Here is a 19,789-nt window from a genome sequence, read left to right as displayed (position 1 = left end):
TCCGCGAACTATTTCGCGATTGATCCGGTTTTAAAACCGGAGAATTTCATTCAGGGCCATCTCCCCTGGACAGATGCATTATTCGCCGAGGCGCAGGAATTATGGCACAGCGCCCAGGATCACGGTTTACGCTCGGGAATAACGCAGTGCCTGATGCTGCCAAATCATGCGCTTGGTTTCCTGTCAGTGTCTCGTACGCGTGTACAGGAAGGGCCATTAGCCCATGAAGAAATAGAGCTGCGGTTGCAAATGCTGGTGCAAATGGCCTTAACCTCGCTGATGCGTTTTGACGATGAGATGGTCATGCCGCCGGAAATGAAATTCAGCAAGCGCGAGCGTGAAATTCTGAAATGGACTGCGGAAGGGAAGACGTCAGCGGAAATAGCGATCATTCTCTCGATCTCAGAGAATACCGTTAACTTCCATCAGAAGAATATGCAGAAGAAATTCAACGCGCCCAACAAGACGCAGATCGCGTGCTATGCGGCGGCAACGGGACTGATTTGACGCAGTAAAACGTTCTGCGTGACAGACGAGCGAACGGCTGAATGCACTGCATCCAGCCGTTTTTTGTTACTGACGGTACGCTTGCTTGATTTGCTTAACGGTGTTAGCAAATACCGCTGATTCAGCCTGGTCTTCCATCTCCGCGATTTGTTTTTCCATTTTGATGATCACACGACCGGCATCAGCCTGGCCCATCGCCTGCAGCATCAGCGTTAGCAGCGCTTTCAGGCAGTTTACTTCCTGTGCCAGTTCCTGGTTATTCTCCGCAGTGGCAAATTCAGGTGTGCTCATTTATTTTCCTCATTATTAAACGGCGCTAAAGCGCGACGACGAAAGTCAAGGCGGCGGAGTATACCACAAGCTGAAGCAAAAAATGCAGCGGTTGTTTTTCGTACTTTTACGCCGATGTTTAATTGCGTAAACAGATCGTACCGGTAAACTCAACCCGCTTAATGATTATTAATTGTTTAGGTCGGGTTCGCTTGCCGTTAATTATTGTTACAAAAAGTTGAACCCTGTTTTTGCGCAGGTTAAGCCAGCCCGTTTTTTGTAACTTTTTGAATACAGATGGTTAAAAAAAGCTGCAAGAGCCCTGAATGCACGGGCTCTCTTTCCACCGCCTGTACAGCCTAATTTCCAAAAACGAGAGCAAAATCGAATAGCCGGTTTTTTAACGTTTTAATATTGTCAGGAAAACCGTTAATATAAACCAAATTATCACACAGTAGCGTTATCCCTATTCTGGAGACATTTCCTTTGATCAACGTCCTTCTTGTTGATGACCACGAACTGGTGCGCGCAGGGATACGACGCATTCTTGAAGATATTAAAGGTATTAAAGTTGCCGGTGAGGCATGCTGTGGCGAAGATGCGGTAAAATGGTGCCGTACCCACTCCGCCGATGTGGTGCTGATGGATATGAACATGCCCGGTATCGGTGGTCTTGAAGCAACACGCAAAATCGCGCGTACCTTTGTAGACACTAAAGTCATCATGCTGACGGTGCATACCGAAAATCCACTGCCCGCGAAAGTGATGCAGGCGGGCGCGGCGGGTTACCTGAGTAAAGGTGCTGCACCGCAGGAGGTTGTCAATGCTATCCGTTCTGTGTATGCCGGACAGCGTTATATTGCGTCCGACATCGCTCAGCAGATGGCGCTGAGTCAGATCGAGCCCGAGAAAACCGAATCACCCTTTGCCAGTTTGTCCGAGCGTGAATTGCAGATTATGCTGATGATCACCAAAGGTCAGAAGGTGAATGAGATCTCGGAACAGCTGAATCTCAGCCCGAAAACGGTAAACAGCTATCGTTATCGGATGTTCAGTAAACTGAACATTCATGGTGACGTCGAACTGACGCATCTGGCCATCCGACATGGTTTGTGTAATGCGGAGACGTTGTTAAGTCAGTGAGTGATGTGTTCGATTCAAAAGCATTTCTGAAAACCGTAACCAGCCAGCCTGGCGTCTATCGCATGTATGACGCTGGCGGTACGGTTGTCTATGTGGGGAAGGCAAAAGATCTTAAAAAACGCCTTTCCAGCTATTTTCGCAGTAACCTGGCCTCCCGTAAGACCGAAGCGCTGGTCTCACTCATCCAGAATATTGATGTTACCGTCACGCACACGGAGACAGAAGCGCTGCTGCTTGAGCACAACTATATTAAGCTCTACCAGCCGCGCTACAACGTCCTGCTGCGCGATGATAAATCCTACCCGTTTATCTTTCTGAGCGGCGACACCCATCCGCGCCTCGCTATGCACCGTGGTGCAAAACATGCGAAGGGTGAATATTTCGGGCCGTTCCCCAACGGCTATGCCGTGCGAGAAACGCTGGCGCTGCTGCAAAAAATCTTCCCGATCCGCCAGTGTGAAAACAGCGTTTACCGTAACCGTTCGCGGCCATGCCTGCAGTACCAGATTGGACGCTGCCTGGGACCGTGCGTGGCCGGGCTGGTCAGTGAAGAAGAGTATGCCCAGCAGGTGGAGTATGTGCGCCTGTTCTTAGCCGGCAAGGACGATCAGGTCTTAACCCAGCTGATTGCGCGGATGGAAAAAGCCAGCGCCGCACTCGAGTTCGAAGAGGCCGCGCGTATTCGCGATCAAATCCAGGCGGTGCGCAGAGTGACTGAGAAACAGTTTGTCTCGAATACCGGTGACGATCTCGACGTGATCGGCGTGGCCTTTGACGCCGGGATGGCCTGCGTGCACGTGCTGTTTATTCGCCAGGGCAAAGTGCTCGGCAGCCGCAGCTATTTCCCGAAAGTGCCTGGCGGTACCGAACTGGGCGAAGTGGTGGAAACTTTTGTCGGCCAGTTCTATCTGCAGGGCAGCCAGATGCGCACGCTGCCTTCTGAGATCCTGCTCGATTTTAATCTTGACGATAAAACCCTGCTGGCCGATTCGCTCTCTGAACTGGCGGGGCGCAGGGTCAATGTTCAAACCAAACCGCGCGGCGATCGCGCGCGTTATCTGAAGCTGGCGCGGACCAACGCGGCAACGGCGCTGAGCACGAAGCTGTCGCAGCAGTCGACGGTGCACCAGCGTTTAACGGCCCTGGCGGCGCTGCTGAAGCTGCCGGAAGTGAAACGGATGGAGTGTTTCGACATCAGCCATACGATGGGTGAACAGACGGTCGCGTCCTGCGTGGTATTTGATGCTAACGGTCCGCTGCGCGCCGAGTATCGCCGCTATAACATCACCGGCATCACGCCGGGCGATGACTATGCGGCGATGAATCAGGTGCTGCGTCGTCGCTATGGTAAAGCCATAGAAGAGAGCAAGATCCCCGATGTGATCCTGATTGACGGCGGGAAAGGGCAGCTCGGCCAGGCGAAAGCGGTATTTGAATCGCTTGATGTCAGCTGGGATAAAAACCATCCGCTGCTGCTGGGCGTCGCAAAAGGGGCCGATCGTAAGGCCGGTCTGGAGACACTGTTCTTCGAGCCGGAAGGTGAGGGCTTCAGCCTGCCGCCGGACTCTCCGGCGCTGCACGTCATTCAGCATATTCGCGATGAATCGCACGATCACGCCATCAGCGGTCACCGCAAAAAACGGGCGAAGGTGAAAAACACCAGCTCACTCGAGACGATCGAAGGCGTGGGGCCAAAACGTCGCCAGATGCTGCTGAAGTATATGGGCGGATTGCAAGGATTACTCAACGCCAGCATGGAGGAAATTGCAAAAGTGCCGGGTATTTCGCAAGGGCTGGCAGAAAAGATCTACTACTCGTTGAAACATTGAGGGCTCTGTAGCAACATAGAGCTAAATTTTACTGACAACAAATAGTTACCGTCACTATGCAATATAACATCCCTACGTTGCTCACTCTTTTTCGTGTTGTACTCATCCCGTTCTTTGTGCTGGCGTTTTACCTGCCGGTTGTCTGGGCACCCTTTGCCTGCGCATTGATCTTCCTTATTGCAGCGGTAACAGACTGGTTTGATGGCTATCTGGCGCGCCGCTGGAATCAAAGCACCCGTTTCGGTGCCTTCCTCGATCCGGTGGCGGATAAAGTGATGGTCGCGATTGCGATGGTGCTGGTGGCTGAGCACTATCATACCTGGTGGGTGACGCTGCCTGCGGCAACCATGATCGGCCGTGAGATTATTATCTCTGCGCTGCGCGAGTGGATGGCTGAACTGGGGAAACGTAGCAGCGTGGCGGTTTCCTGGATTGGTAAAGTGAAAACGACGGCGCAGATGGCGGCGCTGGTCTGGATGCTCTGGCGTCCGAACGCCTCGGTTGAGTGGGCGGGGATTGGCCTCCTGTGGGTGGCGGCAGTGCTGACGCTGTGGTCAATGCTGCAATATTTGAACGCTGCGCGCGGAGATTTGCTTGATCAGTGATCGTTTCGCCGTAATTTTCAGCAAACGATCCGGGGATGCAAAAAATAACGTTGACTCATAACGTCATATCAGTAGAATGCAACGCATCGAACGGCGGCACAGCAAGCCGGACGATAATGAAATCAAGTGGTTAGACATTTACTTGATGACATGCGGGAATAGCTCAGTTGGTAGAGCACGACCTTGCCAAGGTCGGGGTCGCGAGTTCGAGTCTCGTTTCCCGCTCCAGATTAAAGACATGCGCAACAGCGGGTGTCAGTTTGAAAAGTTTTACGGCGCGTTAGCAAAGCGGTTATGTAGCGGATTGCAAATCCGTCTAGTCCGGTTCGACTCCGGAACGCGCCTCCACTTTCTTCCCTGGCCGGATGGTGGAATCGGTAGACACAAGGGATTTAAAATCCCTCGGCGTTCGCGCTGTGTGGGTTCAAGTCCCACTCCGGCTACCATGGGAAAAAGCAGAATAATCAAAGCAATAAGCAGTGTCGTGAAACCACCTCCGGGTGGTTTTTTTGTGCCTGAAATTCATGTCCTGTGCATATCCTGTGCTCACGGGGTGCGATGAGCTGCAATCTTCAGCCAGGCAATGCCGAATCGAACGTGTCGCCTCCAGCATAGAGAACCAGGTCGCTTTGCCTGTTTTCCGGTACTCTTCCGGGAAGGGGGCCCTGCTGAGCAAGCTGTAATGCTCTAGCCACCCTGAGTACAAAGTTGCTTAATTCGTGCAATCACCTCATCTCTGTACTTCTGGTGTCCGCGCATAGCCCTTGGATGGGCAATTCTGAAACAGATTGCATTACCTGTTTTGAACTCCCATAGCTTCCCCGGAATGACTGAAGAAGTCTCATAGCCGCCCAGCTCAGTAAGCACCTGTTTTATGATGTAGTCTGTTCTCCGGGCTCCAGATGCAAAGATGATGAAATCAGGCTCAAGGTGTTTAATTTGTACCGCCAGCAGCTTCAGCGAGGCTAATATGACTTCCTGCAATTCATTTTGAGGGCGATTGAGAGGGGTCAGTCCGTCGTAATCCCACGCCAGTAGATTGGCATACACGATAGCCTGTGGAGGGATATTAAGCTCCCGGGCCAGTTGGAAATGATATTGCGTGAAGCGGCTACGTGATTTGAGGTTGGTGGTGCCTTCATTTTGTACCGGAAGATGATTCCTGTAACGAGCTACAGCCTCTTCAACCACTTGCCCGATGGTGACGTCAGGTATGAGTCCCAGCACCCGCGACATCGTATTCTTACCATTCAGCGTATTCCAGCCAGCGGTTTCACGTCCAACCAGCATGATTTTTGCCGGTGAATGCCAGTATTCTTCAAAGGGTACAGGTAAAAAGACGCCCGAGTATTTATCCTCACTCAGGTTAAATGACTGGGCGTCAACCTCCTGTAATATCCGTTTGTACGCGTCTAATAGATTTTCCATTCTCCAATCCCGCTCCGTAATAAATACACCTTCAGATATATATTATTTTCATGATATCAGTAAGATACATGAGGATAATCATGCAGAAATCCTTCCGATTCACCAATTCATCCATCAAAGCCCTTCCGGCAAACACAGATACCCGATCTACAGAGCTTGAGGTATCTGATACCGAGGTCATTGGCCTCAAATGCCTCTCAGGTCGAACGGGTAACAAACGTTTCCTCCTGCGATACACATTCCACGGTACCAAAAAAAGTATCAGTATTGGCAGATTCCCTGAAATTGATGTGGGGACAGCCCGTCAGATAGCGCGTCGTCACAAAGAGTCAATTGCACTGGGTAATGACCCGAAAGCGGAGCGCGATAATTATCGGGCGATGCCCACACTTAGTGAGTTTTTCCACCAGACCTATGTTCCGTTCATCAAGCGCCATAAAAAGTCCTGGGATAAGGATGTGCAGCGTTTCACGCAATACATTGAATCCCGTCTGGGGAAGATTCGTTACTGTGACCTTCGGGCCCGGGAGATCCAGCAGGTGCTTTTCGACATGCTTGAGGGGCGTATTCACGGCCAGCAGTATGCCCCGTCTACCTGTAACAGGGCACTGGCTATTCTGAAAACGATGGGGCGTTATGCGCTACGACAGGATGTCCTGGAGAAGAATGAAGCCGATAAGATCCCTTTGCTAAAGGAGAATAATCAGCGGACGCGCTTTTTTGACGCTGATGAGATCAGGAAGATCCTCGATGCTGCGGCACGATATCCCAATAAGGCTGCTGGGGGACTGATAGCAATGCTGTTGTTAACCGGTACCCGCAAATCAGAAATGCTTAACGTCATGCACAAACATGTTGATCGGGATAACAGGTCCTTGTTTATTCCTTATACAAAGAATGGTCGCAGCAGGACGGTTTATCTCAGTGATGTCGCATTATCGATTATTGACTCGATCCCAAGGGTTGGCAGTAACCCCTATCTGTTTGCCGTAAAAGATAATGGAAAGCCGATATCAGAACCACGGTGGGCGTATGAAAAAATACTGGCCGAATGCGGTATAGATAAGAGTGAAGTCTGTTTTCACACCACGCGACATTCCGTCGCATCATTACTTGTCTCCAGTGGTCAGTACAGTCTGTATGACGTTAAAGCCCAGCTAGCGCATGCCAGTATTCAAAGCACGGAGCGCTACGCGAAATTGACACCAGAGCGTATGCGTCAGACCGGACAGGGCGTAACAGATCTTCTTTTGAACACCGTTACTGTTGGTAACAATGATGATTTTAGCACCCCTTAAACGTGGAGAATGATTATGCCGTTAAAATGTCCTAAGTGCGATAGCCGAAACACAGTGACGGAAACAGCCGGAAAGATAGCTGAGTTGACTCGTGATGATCGGTTCCTGACAACGCCTGCTGGTTATATCAGCCCGGATCAAATGGCAGAATTGCTCAAAGACATCATCAGGGCAATAAAACGCCTCTTTGGATTTATGGAGCAGCGAGAGAGAAATAATGCGCCAGTGCTGGTCTGTAAATCGTGTGGATATTATGAGCGTATATAGATGACCACTAAAGGCAATTCAAGATTCTTTTCCTGTCTACATAACCCCGATACTTAAAACGTATCGGGGTTTTTATTTATGAGGGTTGTTCAATGAAATTTGTCTCGAACTGGCAAGACCTGCCGTCGCTCCTTCTTCCCGATTCAGTTATGACTGTCCTGAGAAAAGAGCTGATACTCCCATTTGATGATGAATCTTCTGCAATGAATTTCTGGGGAGAGGTCGGAGTAACATTAATGTACATTGAACCTGATGATGTTCCTGAAGATATTAAGCGACACGTATTGGATGTAATCCATCATTTAATTGCAAACCCCGAGTTCGTGGTCCGTCTGACAGAAGAGTATTACTTGATGCTATCAATTACAGAAGATAACGGGAATGGTATTTATCTGTTGTTTCATCCCAATTGTCCTCTGGGCGGTATTGATACATTAATGTCTATGGCGGAATTCCGTCTGTAAATCAGATTAAAATGAGGAGAAGGAAATGAGAAAATTAAAGTCAGGAAAAAATAATAATGAAAACGATGAGCTGGAGTTAAATAATGATTTAAGCGATGTTGAGAATGGTATCACTAAAGATGAGAAAACATTACCTGAAGAGAGTTATAATCTGCTCATTGAATTAGGGCAGGCGGAAAAAATCAGTCCTAAGGCCAGTGGTATGCTGACATGGCAACTGGCAATGTCTGAAACAGATAATGAGCTTTATCTGCGCCTACTGGCAAATGGCAGCGGAGGATTGTTCTCTAAGGACTGGATTTCACTTTCTAAAATTGAAAGTGTACTCGAAGTACAACCGATAACGGGTTTCACATCCGGCGTATTCAGACCCTTATTTAAAGGGGCTAGTGCCAATAATTCTGGTTTTCTGGCTGCTGTTCTGCGCTCGCCAGATATATGTCTGCTGGAGGCGCATCCGGAGAAGTTATTTACGCATGTTTTATACGCCGACTGGCGTGTGCGCCTGAAAACACTCAGCAAAGTTGGGGATAGAGAAAAGAACGCAGAGGGTTAATTCTTTACCAGTACGTTCATACAACCAGAAACGGCTACTCACCACTATTCATCTTCTTCAGGAACATTCATTATGCAAACCCAGTATGCCTTAAAACAGGCAGGATTAACTCTGCCTGTTACCAAATTATTTCAGCAGCACATCACTGCGCTTCTGGCAGAACAATCTCAGCAAACATCGGTCAGGGCAGTGGTCATTAATTTTCGTGACCCGGACTACAGTGCAGAATCCGGCGGATTTCATCCGGTTGAAATGCGTTTCATCCGTCAGGATAACGAGTGGTATTTCGATTATGTCACAGACTTTAGTTACATGGGGCGAGTCTATCCGGAACTGGAAAAGGAAATAGATTTTTGCTGGTCGGGTCATTACGTATTCCATTATCTGATCGGCGATATTTCGCTAACAACAGAGATGAATGAGCTCTGGTCTTTATGGGAGAGTAATTTTATTGAATACCTGGCAATGGGGGTTTACTGGGTAACGGTAACTGAGGAAAATTGTTGACCCGTTATGAACAGGAAGAAAGCGGACGGCTTTGTAATTTTCTGCATGCGGCGTGCATCACAGCATGGGGATGATATCTCTTTTTCCGGGCTGTTCGCATAAACATGTGCAGATACGGGGGATCTCAGATCCCTCGTGGTTTAGGCCCAAATGGCGCATTCCTCAGTGACAGGGTGATAACGATGACTCCATTACCCCAACGGCAGTTTTACACCGCATAAATAACATCGATATTACAGTGTGTTAGTGGCGATTTTGGCCGATGGACTGTTGAAACAAAACTAGACAGGTACCCATGATGCGTCAGTCACGAGGCGAGAAGATCGCTGAAAGACTGGGGTGGATATTGCTCCAGCTCTATACCGGCAATTCTCTGTCGGTTAATGATATTTGCCAGCAGTTTTCTGTTTCCCGTCGGACAGGACGACGGGACTTATTGAGGGTGGAAACAGTAACGGAGGTTCTTTCTCCCGGGAAAGTGCGGTTGGCTCCTCTGATAAGAGAGCGAGTCAGGCAAGGAATATTCAAATAATTTTCTCTACATGGACATAACCTGTCCTAGCATTGCATTAGGCTCTGCAATGAACCAAATAAACCACCTTAATTAAGGATGTAAGATGAAAAGAACGATAATGGCGGCTCTGTTATTCACAGGTTTTCTGTCGCAGGCGAATGCCGGGCTTGTTCAGGTAAATAACCGTGTAGCCTGTTATCTTGCGATGGACAGTATAAACAGGCAACTCATGGAGTCAGATAAAAAAGTCACTGCTGAAATATATAAATATTTGGAGGGAGAACTACAACGTTATGGCGTTGACGAAGAATCTATTAATGAAAACACCATCGCCCTGGAGAATGAACTGCCTCGGGCATACCAGCAGGCAGCGTTTGCAGATAAGTGTGTGACATTTTACCGAAAACCATCAAACAGACAGTAGTGAGAACAGATAATCCTTCTCACACAATTGGGAAATCATGATATGAAAAAGATAATTGCCGGATGTGTTGCGGCCATCGTGCCTGTCACCTCAATAGCCGCTTCTGTTTCACTTGATACAGCAGGGCGTTGTTATGAAGCAACTCGCCAGTCAACTCAAATGGCGATGTTGCTGGATCCAAATGCAGCGGAATACAAAAATCTCAACAGTAATGCCAAAGAGCTATTTGGCACACTCTCCGGTGGAGTAGGTGAAAAGGACTCAAAGAAAATTCGGGATGCCTGGAAGACCATTCTGGATAATGCCGGAATGGAAGGCCGCATGGCTAAATCTGATGGGTATCGAGAAATGAACAGATATCCCCAGGATGTGATTATGCAGGAGGCCAATAAATGTGTCCGTCTGGCAATTAAAGCAGGGTTAGTTAAACTTTGACGATAAAGTATGCGGGAGTAATCACTCCCGCATTTTTTTTTACAGAAAATAATCAACAATAATGTTTTTAAAAATTTAATTGTTTAATCAGCACCCATCTTCGCTTTGATTAATGCACACTCGTAATAAGAAATAATCACTTTTAACAATGAATTTACTTTCTCCAGGTCACGGGGTGCAGCATAACCAACGATCCCTTTTTTCATAGGGCTAAAGCGTTCCTTGCGGGAAAGATTCATTGCTGCCAGTTGATCATCAATACCGTGCATTAACAAATGTCCGTTTTCACCGGCATTGAAGTGATTGCAAATCATCTCTGCATGCTGGAGGAGATGTTCGGGAACCACATTGAATGGCGCGTCAAGCCAGGCTTTAAGATGTGCATTCTGTTCATTATCATTGGCGTCAAGAAGGCCGCTGAGTAAATCCGTTGCCATTGTTTCAAAAAAATTCTCGAGCGCTTTTTCATCTTTATTCATTAGGGCTATCTCCGGTTGATTCCGTACTTTCATTCAGCTCGTATCGTTTCAGTGCAAGGCGTATGTCTTGCGTCACCTGATTACGAATCGATGCTGGTTTTAGAACTTCGACCTCGGGCATCCAGTATTTGATTAGAGGGATAATTTGGCCGAAGTGAGCCACCCGTGAAATCACGAGCAAATCACCGCTTGCGGAAGTGTGAATAATTTCCTGACCCGGTAACAGCGCACGGCGCAAGAACCATGGGGCTACACGTGCAGAAACCGACATCAGTACTTCAGTAAGCTCTGCGCCATACCAGATACTTTCAGCATTCTCGATTTGCAGATGAATTTCCGGCGACATGGCAAATGACATGTTACTGGGGAGAACCTGTTTCATCGCTGAAATGACGAAACTTTTCAGCACACCTCCCTCAATGGCAGCGAGATACCAGATCCCTCTGTCACTGACGAGACGATAGGGTTCAATGGCGCTGTAACGTTTCGCTTTATATATAAAGCTTATTTTTTTGCTGCCGCGAATCGCGTCTGACAATGTATTCAACGTAGACATAAAAACCCCACAGTTTTCGTAGGGACGCTGTTTGATCAGAAACGGATTATTTTCGGCATTGCCCAGCAATATGCCTAACAGGCGGTCATCCCAGCGTGGAAATAACCCGTCAATACCCAGAATACGCGTAAACCGGCGCAAGTCCGTATTGCTGCGCTGTCCCAGAACGCCAACGGGAAGGTGATATTTCTTACCACTGCGAAGAAGGTTGAGATAAGCCAGTCGCTGCGTAAGGTCACGCCGGATGGTCTTATCACAGACATTAAACTCTTCAGCGAGCCCACTCACCGTGACCGATTCACCGTTGTTAAGGCGAGTCAGTATCAATCCAAGGCGATACCCAAGTTTGTCATGCTTATCCATTCAGGCATCCAATTAATTGAAGCTGGAAGGATATTTTCAGCAGGGTGCTGGACAAGATGAGTCCAAGCCGAAGAGGGATTTCTAAAAAATAAAATACATAAAATTCAAGGATATACTTTTAGCATGGTTTTTGTGGACTCAACCTGTCCATGTTGTGGTGGTTGCGGGAAGCAGCTTTATTACCGGAGCTTCATTATCTACCAAACAGTAAAGCCCACGACTGGGAGCGTGGGCTTAGCAAACAGGTATTCAGCGTGAAGGATTTACAAAATTACCGAGGGCAATGAGAAGCCAGGATATTTCAGCAATATATGGTCCATCAGGCGAGTCATTCGGGAAGTCAGAGAACCAAAGATAATGGGTGGGAGCTTAGCCCGGCCTGCATTTTTAACATCACTGGATGTCACAGAGTAGCCTGCTTCGACCAGCCATGCAGCTATCTCAACACTGGTTTGTCGCTTTCTGTCGTCCGGCGTGAGCCCCCATTGATGTTGAGCCAGGGCCCGCAGGAAAAGGCGAACAAGGACGTCATCGCTTCGATTTTGTCCTACTTTCAGTTTCAGAGGGGTAAAAACGTTTCTGCAATAGAGAAAATCACACCAGTCTTCCCAGTCAGCTTCATCTTTCAGGCTGTGTGTCTGCCGCCAGTCATCGAAAAGTTGGCGTTGCTTAAGTGCCTGGGCTATATCATTCCACGGACGGGAATACATCAACAAATGTCCATCATTCATGGTAGGGGCGATCAGTTGGCGCTTAAAGTCGAACTCCAGATTTAACCGGATATCCGACTCAACGGCGACAAGGTCGCTTTCATTCAACCACATATCACGGGTTGAAATGAGAGATCCCCTGCGAAGCTTCTGACCCGGAGCCCTGTTAAGATAGAGGTCCACCATATAGCGGTTATAGTCGTCGCGGGGAATATCAGCAGGGGGTTTAACTCCTGCACGGGCGTGTACGATTGGGTAGCCTGCAAGTTCTTTATAGGTCAACTGCCCCCGGGTTTTCATGGCGACAAGTTGCCTGACCTGATGTTTACAGGTCAGCATAGACGAGCCCGGATCCGCAATGCCACATAACGCCTGAAAACGTGATGATAACGGGCCAGACATATCGATATTCTCGATAGCGGAATCCGTCAGAAAACCATCTGTAGTCACACTGACCACTGTTGCATTCGGCGGGAGTGCATTCATCAACTCGCCCACCACCGCGCGGACAAATCCCGTGACATGTGCAGCAAAAAATGGCTGGGTGACTGACGAAGGCGGCAAAGGGCTGTTCAGCCCTCGGGCGGTATCAAATGCAGTCTTTGCGTGAAGACCCTGAGCGAGTTTTCCGTACAGTGAATTTCCGATCTCTTTCCAGAATTTCTCCTCCAGAGACCCTTTATCATGGCGATTACGATTTTCGCGTACCTGTTGCACAAAGGGTAAAAACACGGAGCATGCTGGTTCTGCCGGTGATGAGGAATCATTAGATTTATACTGACGCCAGGGGATGATAATACCGTGCTGAATAGTCATTTCCGCACCCAGAGACAGAGCGAGGGCTATTTCCGGGGCGGTCGCCCATGACTCACCCGTCAAAGGGAAAAACAATCCGTACTGGTCGGTTCTGACGGGCAGGCAGGGGTAGCGTACCGTGTCGGGGAATCGAAAACTGACCAGCGCAAATCCCATGGTATGCCCGCAAAATTCCTCAGGATTTTGGCTCTGGTAAATATTATCGTAATCAGGCTGCAAAATATCTAACAGGCCTGTGGTGTAAGCGCCTGCTAAATCGTAGTCATACCATTGGCTTTCAGGGGTAATGCCCATCATAAAGCACTCATTTCGTCCGCCGTGATAGCAGTTTATGGCGAACGTTTCGTAGAGTTCCCTTGCGGGTATACTCTGCGTCGATTTCAATGTTCTGAATCCCTGAGTGTCCGGGTTCCAGCGTTGGCGTGATTCCGTCCTGGTTCCCATACAGACTTCAGGAGACTGGCCGCTTTCCTTAATGGTTTTGAGAAACCGGGAAACAGCCATCGCACCAATCGTAGTGGGGACGCGCTCAATCAGCAGACTTTCAGTGCAGAACGATTTCACCTGTAAGGCATAGCGCACGGCAATTTCGGCATCACGAACTGCATAGGCCTCGAAACCGCGTCGATCGCCTTTTAAATACTGGCGCATATCGCTGATTGAATAAGGTGCTGGAATGGTTAGTTTCGGCAGGCCAAGTAATTCACCACATTCCGTCAGTCCCATACCGCCCGGAGTGATCAACAAGGTATCGGTAAACGTTACATTGCTGCAATGGGACGGGCTGGTCCGCTTATCAAACATGATTAGGCTGTTTTTTTCACGACGAGTTTCGACTTCATCAAAATCAATACCGTAGCGGTTTTTAAAACTGCTGACTGTACTGCGAATTCCTTTCAGCAGTATTTTGTGATCGCTCCAGAAATCGGCAAACGAGGCAACATCAGCCCGCAGGAAATGAGCATACAGCGTAATCGAACCCGGCCATTCGGTAATCTGATCATTCTTTAATAGCGGCGTGAGGGTTTTCGCGAGAAAGTTTTTCAGCGACAAGCGATCTTTTTTGTGTGCGCTGGCGGGGTACAGAATTCCGGGAATACCCGTACCATCAGGCAGCACGACATAACTCTGATAAGACAGAATGTCGTTTTGCTTTGTATGTGGGTTATAGACATATTCAGTATCAAAGCCGATATCAAGATGTAGCTCGCTGCTGACGTCCAGTCGATTTTTTGATTTTTGCGGTATTAACGGAAAGTTATCAAGCGTTTTAGCAGAGCGGGCGACAGGTTGCGTCACTCCCGCCGCATCTGCGAGCAGTGCATTCATGTCAAACATAAGTGTTTTCTTATTCAGGTGAGCGGTGTCAATATCGACACCGCTAATTAAGGGGAAATCAGGCAAGGGCTGTACGGATCTCGGCAAACAGTTGCTCTTTTAGAGCATCGTCTTTCGTTGCTACGAAAGATACGAAGTTATCGTTGACTTTAATGACGACGCCGTTCGGCGTCTTTTCTACCATAGGCAAGAGTCGCGAGGAGAGAAGACAATTAGCATGCAACCAACGAAAGCCCATTCCTTCAAATTCGCGACCACCAAGAGTGGTAGACAGTTCCTGAAATGCCTCATCAAGAGTGTCAGGTTTGGCTGATTCACTGACGAGCGTTCCGCCATAACGGTTAGTGAGCGTCAGGATAGCCCGCTCTGCGTTCTGGAACAGGCTGATGCCGTAGACGAACTTAAGTCGGGCAATGCAGTTATTACCCCGGTAGACAGCCTCTTCAGGCAGGTTACTTTCGAAGTTGCGGGCATAGGTGTTAAACGCAGTTTTCGCTGCTTCATCCGTATCAAAAGACTCGGTGTGCAGCAGGCGGCACGCCCGACTAATAAAATTGAGGCGGTTTTCAACGAGACTGATGCTGATGACATCAGAGACAGGGATAAGTATGTCGCTGGCGTTAACCAGGTAGTCAAAGCTGGGTATTTTTGAGGTTTTCATTGTTTTTACTCCTTGAAAGTCAAATTAGCGCGAAGTTTGTGTATTTGTTAGTTGCTGCTTTTCCCAGGCTTCCACCTCAGCCACGGGAAAACGGATCGCACGTCCCAGCCGGATGAACGGAGGGAGCTTGGTCGGGTTACGGGTGATGTCACTGGCAATGGTGCTGGGTGCAATGCCCCAGCGAATAGCAAGCTGTTTACTGTTGATGTACATATCAGGGCTCCTCAGAGCTAAAGGTGTTTATAGGTTCTGTCAGTCACTGCCGGGCCCTGCAGTGGTGTGCTCACACATTACGAGCTGCGCAGTTAGATGGCACTTCATTAAACTCACAGCTCATGTTGTCAGATTTTTTATTTAAAACTATCAACCACTTGTGACACTACTGACTGAGTGTCCGCTGCATTGTGAAATGCATAGCGGCGGGTGGCAGTGAGTGAGTGGTGATTCAGTAAACGGGAAGCCATGGCGATATCGCTGGTTGCCTGTAGCACGCGGGTGGCAAACGTCCGACGAAGGTCATGCATGCGCAGATTTTGTATGCGAGCATCCCGACAAATCCGGGTAAAGGTTTCACGCGGATAGCTCAACTGGCGAGTCGTGTCGGTAATGCGCGGGAAAATCCAGGTCGTGCTGAGTGCCAGTTGTGCCTGTCGCTGAATAATGGCCACTGCGGGATTTGCAAGCGGGCAGGTGAATGGGTGCCCTGATTTCGTATCCGGAAGAAGTAATTGCTGTGCGTCTGGATGCCAGTAATCCCATTTCAGCGTACAAACTTCACCAATACGCATACCGGTATAGAGTGCAAGCAATATGGCATCAGCAGCGGGCGTATTCAGGGCCTCAGCGGCAGCAATAAATAATGGAATTTCAGTGGCAGAAAGTGTGCGATATCGGACGTTGTTCTCTTTCAGATAACGAACGTGGGTCATCGGAGAATGATTTATCCATTCAGCGCGTACAGCCAGAGAGCATATCTTTGAGAGCAGAGCCAGAAGGCGGTTTATTGTTGCCGGGCTTAATTTCGGTCGTAGGCCAGCGGCGAATTTTTCGATTTCCCCTGGGGTGATATGACAGAGGCGACGCTTCCCCCAGAAGGGTCGGATATGGCGATTGAGCTTCGATAGCTCAGACTGTGGACTTTTCTTATATAACTGCATATCAGGAATCCACAACTCGTTGATAGCCTGTTCGACGGTATGACGGCGGGACTGTATGGCCAGGCGTTTTTTATTACCAAGCCGAATCATAGTGTTCAGACGGGCATCTTCAATATCGAGATGTGGGAACGTCCCAAGCGTTTCATAAATACGCTGATTGTTGATGGTCGCCCGAAACGCGAGCGTGATTTGATTGGGATAGACCAGCGCCCTCAGTTGGGGGCAGTGAATATCGCGGTATTCCTGGCAACCAGTCGTCGGATGCGGCAGTTGCTGAAGTGATTTGGTGCTGAAACGCAGGTCAATAATGGACATCGTAGTTCTCCTGTGAATGTGTATCAGGAAAAATACGATGTCAGATGAGCTAATAGCGAGTTGTCATTTTCACAGTTCATCATTTCAATTTAGAACTGTATTTTTTATCTACAGATGAACTTTCTCTGCGGGTCGTGACTCTATGAGTTCATTTAGTCTGAGCAAGTGATAGTAATCGGGTGACATATTCATTTTTGCTGAGGCGACCCACATCGTTAATCTTTGAAGGTAGTCCCAGAGCTGTCGATTTTAGATCTAATAATCCTTTAACGGTTTTACTTTTACCTTCAAGAAAAAGGATGATTTCTTTGGCTGTGGGTTTCCATTCTGGGAAGATAAGCAGTGCAATGTAAATATATGTTTTGTATAAAATCTGGTTTATGTTTTTTTGGATCCCTGTCAGGTTTTCTTTGTTTCTGGGGATGGTTTCATCAATAACAAATCGGTCGGGACTAGTTAATGTAATTGCAGTGTCTTTTTCATTAATAAAGTGTTGCATGACCTCATGGGGTAACATTGCAAGAGTAATCAATTGAAACATGGCGGGGTGGTTGAGGCAATTATCTTTAATAAGCCCGGAGTTTTTCATCTTATCTAATATTTGCAATAGAAAGTGAAAATAAAATTCATCACAAAATCTTGCAAAAAAAAGGAGGGCAGCATCCTGGGCTTCCAGATTTGAAATTTTCGGGAGTGAATTAGTGAAATCGGAGGATTTGATATAGGTTATGATTTTTCTGTGGGAAATTTTGAGTGCTTTGTTATGAATGTGCATCGAAAACTTACCATTCCAGATGTAGGGTTTGTTACTTTGATACGTTTTTTCATCTACAAGTGTATCAAGAATATTTAGTAATGTGAAAATCGGATGTGTCGGATCGTTGGGTGCCTTATTCAGTAAGCTCTTCAAAAATGCATCGATTTCCTTTAAAGTTTTATCAGGGATTTTATTTTGTTTATTCGAATTATGGCCGTAGATATTAATGGCCAGCACTTTGAATTCCTCACGTTGCAGTACACACCATTTCTCAAGGTAATCAGTATACTGAAAAAAATTAATATAATTGGACAATAATGCGGAGGGCGCGAAAATCTCGATAGCGGCTAATGAGGGGCGCATCTTACGTGTTCCATCCGGTTGTTCTTGTGTCATCAGGTGTAGCAAATCATCCTCAGTGAATATTTCGGATAATTTATCAATGTCTTTCTGATATTTAGCGAGAAGGTCAGCGTTTTTTTGTTCTCGTTTAGGCGGCTTAGGATAGTTTTCAAACATAATGTGCCTCGTTTATTTAGGTCAGAAACCCTTTTTCTGATGGAGGTTTGCAAGGTAGTGCTGTGATTACAAGAGCATGAGTAGGTTATTTACCCCAACGGCAGTTTTACACCATAGCTTACATCGAGTCTATCCTGCTAATATCATTATAATTTATTAACTTGCAAACATGAGGGGATCAGCAAGTCATCTGTCGGTATCAGGTGGACAATCCCCCTAAAGATACTGTGATTCAGGTGTGTCCAGGGGCGTTTCTTGAGGTATCATTTACCACAATTTTTTACGATGCAAAGTTTTGCATCGCTAGCTTTTCTTCAGACCAGGATGATTCATGAACGACAAAATCAGTCAGGACACGATCAACAAAGCCCTGTGGGCCGCGTGCGATACGTTCCGTGGCACCATCAGTGCTGACACCTATAAAGACTTTATCCTTACAATGCTGTTCCTTAAGTACATTTCGGATGTCTGGCAGGACCACTATGACGATTACAAAAAACAGTACGGTGATGCGCCGGAACTGATTGAAGCGATGATGGCTAACGAGCGTTTTGTGCTGCCGAAAAGCGCCAGCTTTTATGCTCTTTACGAGCGTCGCCATGAGCCGGGCAACGGCGAGCGTATTGATCAGGCACTACACGCTATTGAAGAAGCCAACGGCACCAAACTGAAAGATGCCGGGAAAAGCGTGTTCCAGGATATTTCGTTTAACACTGACCGTCTGGGTGAAGAAAAACAGAAGAACACCATCCTGCGTCAGCTACTGGAAGACTTCGCCGGTGAAGATCTCAACCTGAAGCCGAGCCGTGTAGGTACGCTGGACGTTATCGGTAATGCCTATGAATATCTGATTAAAAACTTTGCCGCCAGCGGCGGGCAGAAAGCCGGGGAATTCTATACCCCACCAGAAGTTTCAGACCTGATTGCAGAACTGCTCGATCCGCAACCGGGTGATACCATCTGCGATCCAGCCTGTGGTTCCGGTTCATTATTGATGAAGTGTGGGCGTAAAATTGTCTCCGGGCATGATAGTCGTAACTATGCATTGTTCGGTCAGGAAGCGATCGGTTCTACGTGGTCGCTGGCGAAAATGAATATGTTCCTGCACGGGGAAGACAACCATAAAATCGAGTGGGGCGATACCATTCGTAACCCGAAGCTGCTCGATAAAAATGGCGACCTGATGCTGTTTGATATCGTGACCGCTAACCCACCGTTCAGCCTCGATAAGTGGGGCCATGACGAGGCCGAGAACGATAAGTTTGGCCGTTTTCGTCGCGGTGTACCGCCGAAGACTAAAGGAGATTACGCTTTTATCTCGCATATGATCGAAACCCTGAAACCGGGAACTGGCCGTATGGGCGTAGTTGTGCCACACGGTGTGCTTTTCCGTGGCTCCAGCGAAGGTAAAATTCGCCAGAAACTGATCGACGAAAATTTGCTGGATGCGGTAATTGGTCTGCCGGAAAAACTGTTCTACGGTACGGGGATTCCGGCTGCGATTCTGATTTTCAAAAAGCAGAAAGTTGATGACAAGGTGCTGTTTATCGATGCCAGCCGTGAATTCAAGGCAGGTAAAAACCAGAACCAGCTCAGCGCAGAAAACATCGAGAAAATCGTCAAGACCTACCGTGATGGCGATAACGTCGAGAAATACGCCTATCTTGCCAGCCTGAAAGAGATTCAGGACAACGACTATAACCTGAATATTCCGCGCTATGTTGATACCTTTGAGGAAGAGGAAGAGGTCGATTTGCTGGCCGTGCGTAAAGCGCGAGAGCAACTGAAGGTGGAACTGGCGAAACTGGAAACGGAGATGGCAGGTTATTTGAAGGAGTTAGGTTATGGTGCCTAAAGGTTGGATGCTTAAG

General features: G+C 47.9%; 21 protein-coding genes and 3 tRNA genes. 15 read left to right on the top strand and 9 right to left on the bottom strand.

The window, feature by feature from the left end; translation table 11 throughout:
* Positions 1–507, top strand: a 507-nt coding sequence (gene sdiA, locus N6P30_RS23040) for a transcriptional regulator SdiA (RefSeq protein ID WP_260629981.1), incomplete at its 5' end; no start/stop codon positions are given.
* Between the two features lie 66 nt (positions 508–573).
* Here sdiA and N6P30_RS23035 read toward each other — a convergent pair.
* Entirely contained in the window at positions 574–798 is a 225-nt protein-coding gene (locus tag N6P30_RS23035) for a DUF2594 family protein (protein WP_008500345.1), read from the bottom strand.
* 465 nt (positions 799–1,263) lie between these two features.
* Here N6P30_RS23035 and uvrY point away from each other — a divergent pair, with 465 nt between their 5' ends.
* The 6 genes from uvrY (at position 1,264) to N6P30_RS23005 (ending at position 4,800) form a co-directional block, all read left to right on the top strand.
* Positions 1,264–1,920, top strand: a complete 657-nt coding sequence (uvrY, locus tag N6P30_RS23030) for a UvrY/SirA/GacA family response regulator transcription factor (protein ID WP_023293888.1) — start codon at positions 1,264–1,266, stop codon at positions 1,918–1,920.
* Entirely contained in the window at positions 1,917–3,749 is a 1,833-nt protein-coding gene (uvrC, locus tag N6P30_RS23025) for an excinuclease ABC subunit UvrC (protein ID WP_023293889.1), read from the top strand. The genes uvrY and uvrC overlap by 4 nt, the downstream gene beginning before the upstream one ends.
* Positions 3,750–3,805: 56 nt before the next feature.
* The gene (gene pgsA, locus N6P30_RS23020; RefSeq protein WP_023293890.1) at positions 3,806–4,354 is read left to right on the top strand and encodes a CDP-diacylglycerol--glycerol-3-phosphate 3-phosphatidyltransferase; all 549 of its coding nucleotides are present in this window, start codon (positions 3,806–3,808) and stop codon (positions 4,352–4,354) included.
* A 152-nt stretch (positions 4,355–4,506) separates the two neighbouring features.
* Positions 4,507–4,582, top strand: a tRNA-Gly gene (locus N6P30_RS23015).
* Between the two features lie 46 nt (positions 4,583–4,628).
* Positions 4,629–4,702: transfer RNA gene (locus N6P30_RS23010), tRNA-Cys, on the top strand.
* An 11-nt stretch (positions 4,703–4,713) separates the two neighbouring features.
* A tRNA-Leu gene (locus tag N6P30_RS23005) sits at positions 4,714–4,800 on the top strand.
* Positions 4,801–5,041: 241 nt separating this feature from the next.
* Here N6P30_RS23005 and N6P30_RS23000 read toward each other — a convergent pair.
* Entirely contained in the window at positions 5,042–5,782 is a 741-nt protein-coding gene (locus N6P30_RS23000) for a hypothetical protein (RefSeq protein ID WP_023294006.1), read from the bottom strand.
* An 80-nt stretch (positions 5,783–5,862) separates the two neighbouring features.
* Between N6P30_RS23000 and N6P30_RS22995 the strand changes: the two genes are divergently transcribed.
* The 7 genes from N6P30_RS22995 to N6P30_RS22970 all read left to right on the top strand — a co-directional run bounded on the left by N6P30_RS22995 (position 5,863) and on the right by N6P30_RS22970 (position 10,247).
* Positions 5,863–7,080 (top strand): site-specific integrase, encoded by a 1,218-nt coding sequence (locus tag N6P30_RS22995; RefSeq protein ID WP_023294005.1) that lies wholly within the window; start codon positions 5,863–5,865, stop codon positions 7,078–7,080.
* A gap of 359 nt (positions 7,081–7,439) precedes the next feature.
* Positions 7,440–7,811 carry a hypothetical protein gene (locus tag N6P30_RS22990; RefSeq protein ID WP_023294003.1) on the top strand — a complete coding sequence of 124 codons (372 nt, stop codon included), beginning with the start codon at positions 7,440–7,442 and terminating at the stop codon, positions 7,809–7,811.
* A 25-nt stretch (positions 7,812–7,836) separates the two neighbouring features.
* Positions 7,837–8,367, top strand: a complete 531-nt coding sequence (locus tag N6P30_RS22985; protein ID WP_023294002.1) for a hypothetical protein — start codon at positions 7,837–7,839, stop codon at positions 8,365–8,367.
* 72 nt (positions 8,368–8,439) lie between these two features.
* The gene (locus N6P30_RS22980) at positions 8,440–8,874 is read left to right on the top strand and encodes a DUF2787 family protein (protein ID WP_023294001.1); all 435 of its coding nucleotides are present in this window, start codon (positions 8,440–8,442) and stop codon (positions 8,872–8,874) included.
* 295 nt (positions 8,875–9,169) lie between these two features.
* Positions 9,170–9,406, top strand: coding sequence for a DeoR family transcriptional regulator (locus N6P30_RS24690; RefSeq protein WP_077871873.1), 237 nt, complete (start codon positions 9,170–9,172; stop codon positions 9,404–9,406).
* A gap of 85 nt (positions 9,407–9,491) precedes the next feature.
* Complete coding sequence (locus N6P30_RS22975; RefSeq protein WP_023294000.1) at positions 9,492–9,812, top strand: hypothetical protein; 321 nt, start codon at positions 9,492–9,494, stop codon at positions 9,810–9,812.
* 42 nt (positions 9,813–9,854) lie between these two features.
* Positions 9,855–10,247 (top strand): hypothetical protein, encoded by a 393-nt coding sequence (locus tag N6P30_RS22970; RefSeq protein ID WP_023293999.1) that lies wholly within the window; start codon positions 9,855–9,857, stop codon positions 10,245–10,247.
* Positions 10,248–10,330: 83 nt separating this feature from the next.
* Here the strand turns inward: N6P30_RS22970 and N6P30_RS22965 are convergent, their stop codons facing one another.
* From N6P30_RS22965 to N6P30_RS22935, 7 genes are all read right to left on the bottom strand, one after another.
* Entirely contained in the window at positions 10,331–10,726 is a 396-nt protein-coding gene (locus tag N6P30_RS22965; RefSeq protein WP_060616070.1) for a hypothetical protein, read from the bottom strand.
* Entirely contained in the window at positions 10,719–11,645 is a 927-nt protein-coding gene (locus N6P30_RS22960; RefSeq protein WP_023293997.1) for a helix-turn-helix transcriptional regulator, read from the bottom strand. The genes N6P30_RS22965 and N6P30_RS22960 overlap by 8 nt, the downstream gene beginning before the upstream one ends.
* A gap of 263 nt (positions 11,646–11,908) precedes the next feature.
* Positions 11,909–14,509: a hypothetical protein gene (locus tag N6P30_RS22955; RefSeq protein WP_023293996.1), complete on the bottom strand. Its 2,601-nt coding sequence runs from the start codon at positions 14,507–14,509 to the stop codon at positions 11,909–11,911.
* A gap of 58 nt (positions 14,510–14,567) precedes the next feature.
* Positions 14,568–15,170 (bottom strand): hypothetical protein, encoded by a 603-nt coding sequence (locus N6P30_RS22950; protein ID WP_023293995.1) that lies wholly within the window; start codon positions 15,168–15,170, stop codon positions 14,568–14,570.
* 24 nt (positions 15,171–15,194) lie between these two features.
* On the bottom strand, positions 15,195–15,383 hold the full coding sequence (locus N6P30_RS22945) for a helix-turn-helix transcriptional regulator (protein ID WP_023293994.1): 189 nt from the start codon (positions 15,381–15,383) through the stop codon (positions 15,195–15,197).
* A gap of 137 nt (positions 15,384–15,520) precedes the next feature.
* Positions 15,521–16,642 carry a tyrosine-type recombinase/integrase gene (locus N6P30_RS22940; RefSeq protein ID WP_023293993.1) on the bottom strand — a complete coding sequence of 374 codons (1,122 nt, stop codon included), beginning with the start codon at positions 16,640–16,642 and terminating at the stop codon, positions 15,521–15,523.
* Positions 16,643–16,790: 148 nt separating this feature from the next.
* Complete coding sequence (locus N6P30_RS22935) at positions 16,791–17,918, bottom strand: hypothetical protein (RefSeq protein WP_089529615.1); 1,128 nt, start codon at positions 17,916–17,918, stop codon at positions 16,791–16,793.
* Positions 17,919–18,249: 331 nt separating this feature from the next.
* Here N6P30_RS22935 and N6P30_RS22930 point away from each other — a divergent pair, with 331 nt between their 5' ends.
* Entirely contained in the window at positions 18,250–19,773 is a 1,524-nt protein-coding gene (locus N6P30_RS22930; RefSeq protein ID WP_023293989.1) for a type I restriction-modification system subunit M, read from the top strand.
* Positions 19,774–19,789 lie beyond the last annotated feature (16 nt).

The sequence above is a fragment of the Enterobacter sp. PL1 genome, assembly GCF_945957325.1.
Classification (GTDB): domain Bacteria; phylum Pseudomonadota; class Gammaproteobacteria; order Enterobacterales; family Enterobacteriaceae; genus Enterobacter; species Enterobacter roggenkampii.
This window is presented reverse-complemented; position numbering and strand designations above follow the sequence as displayed.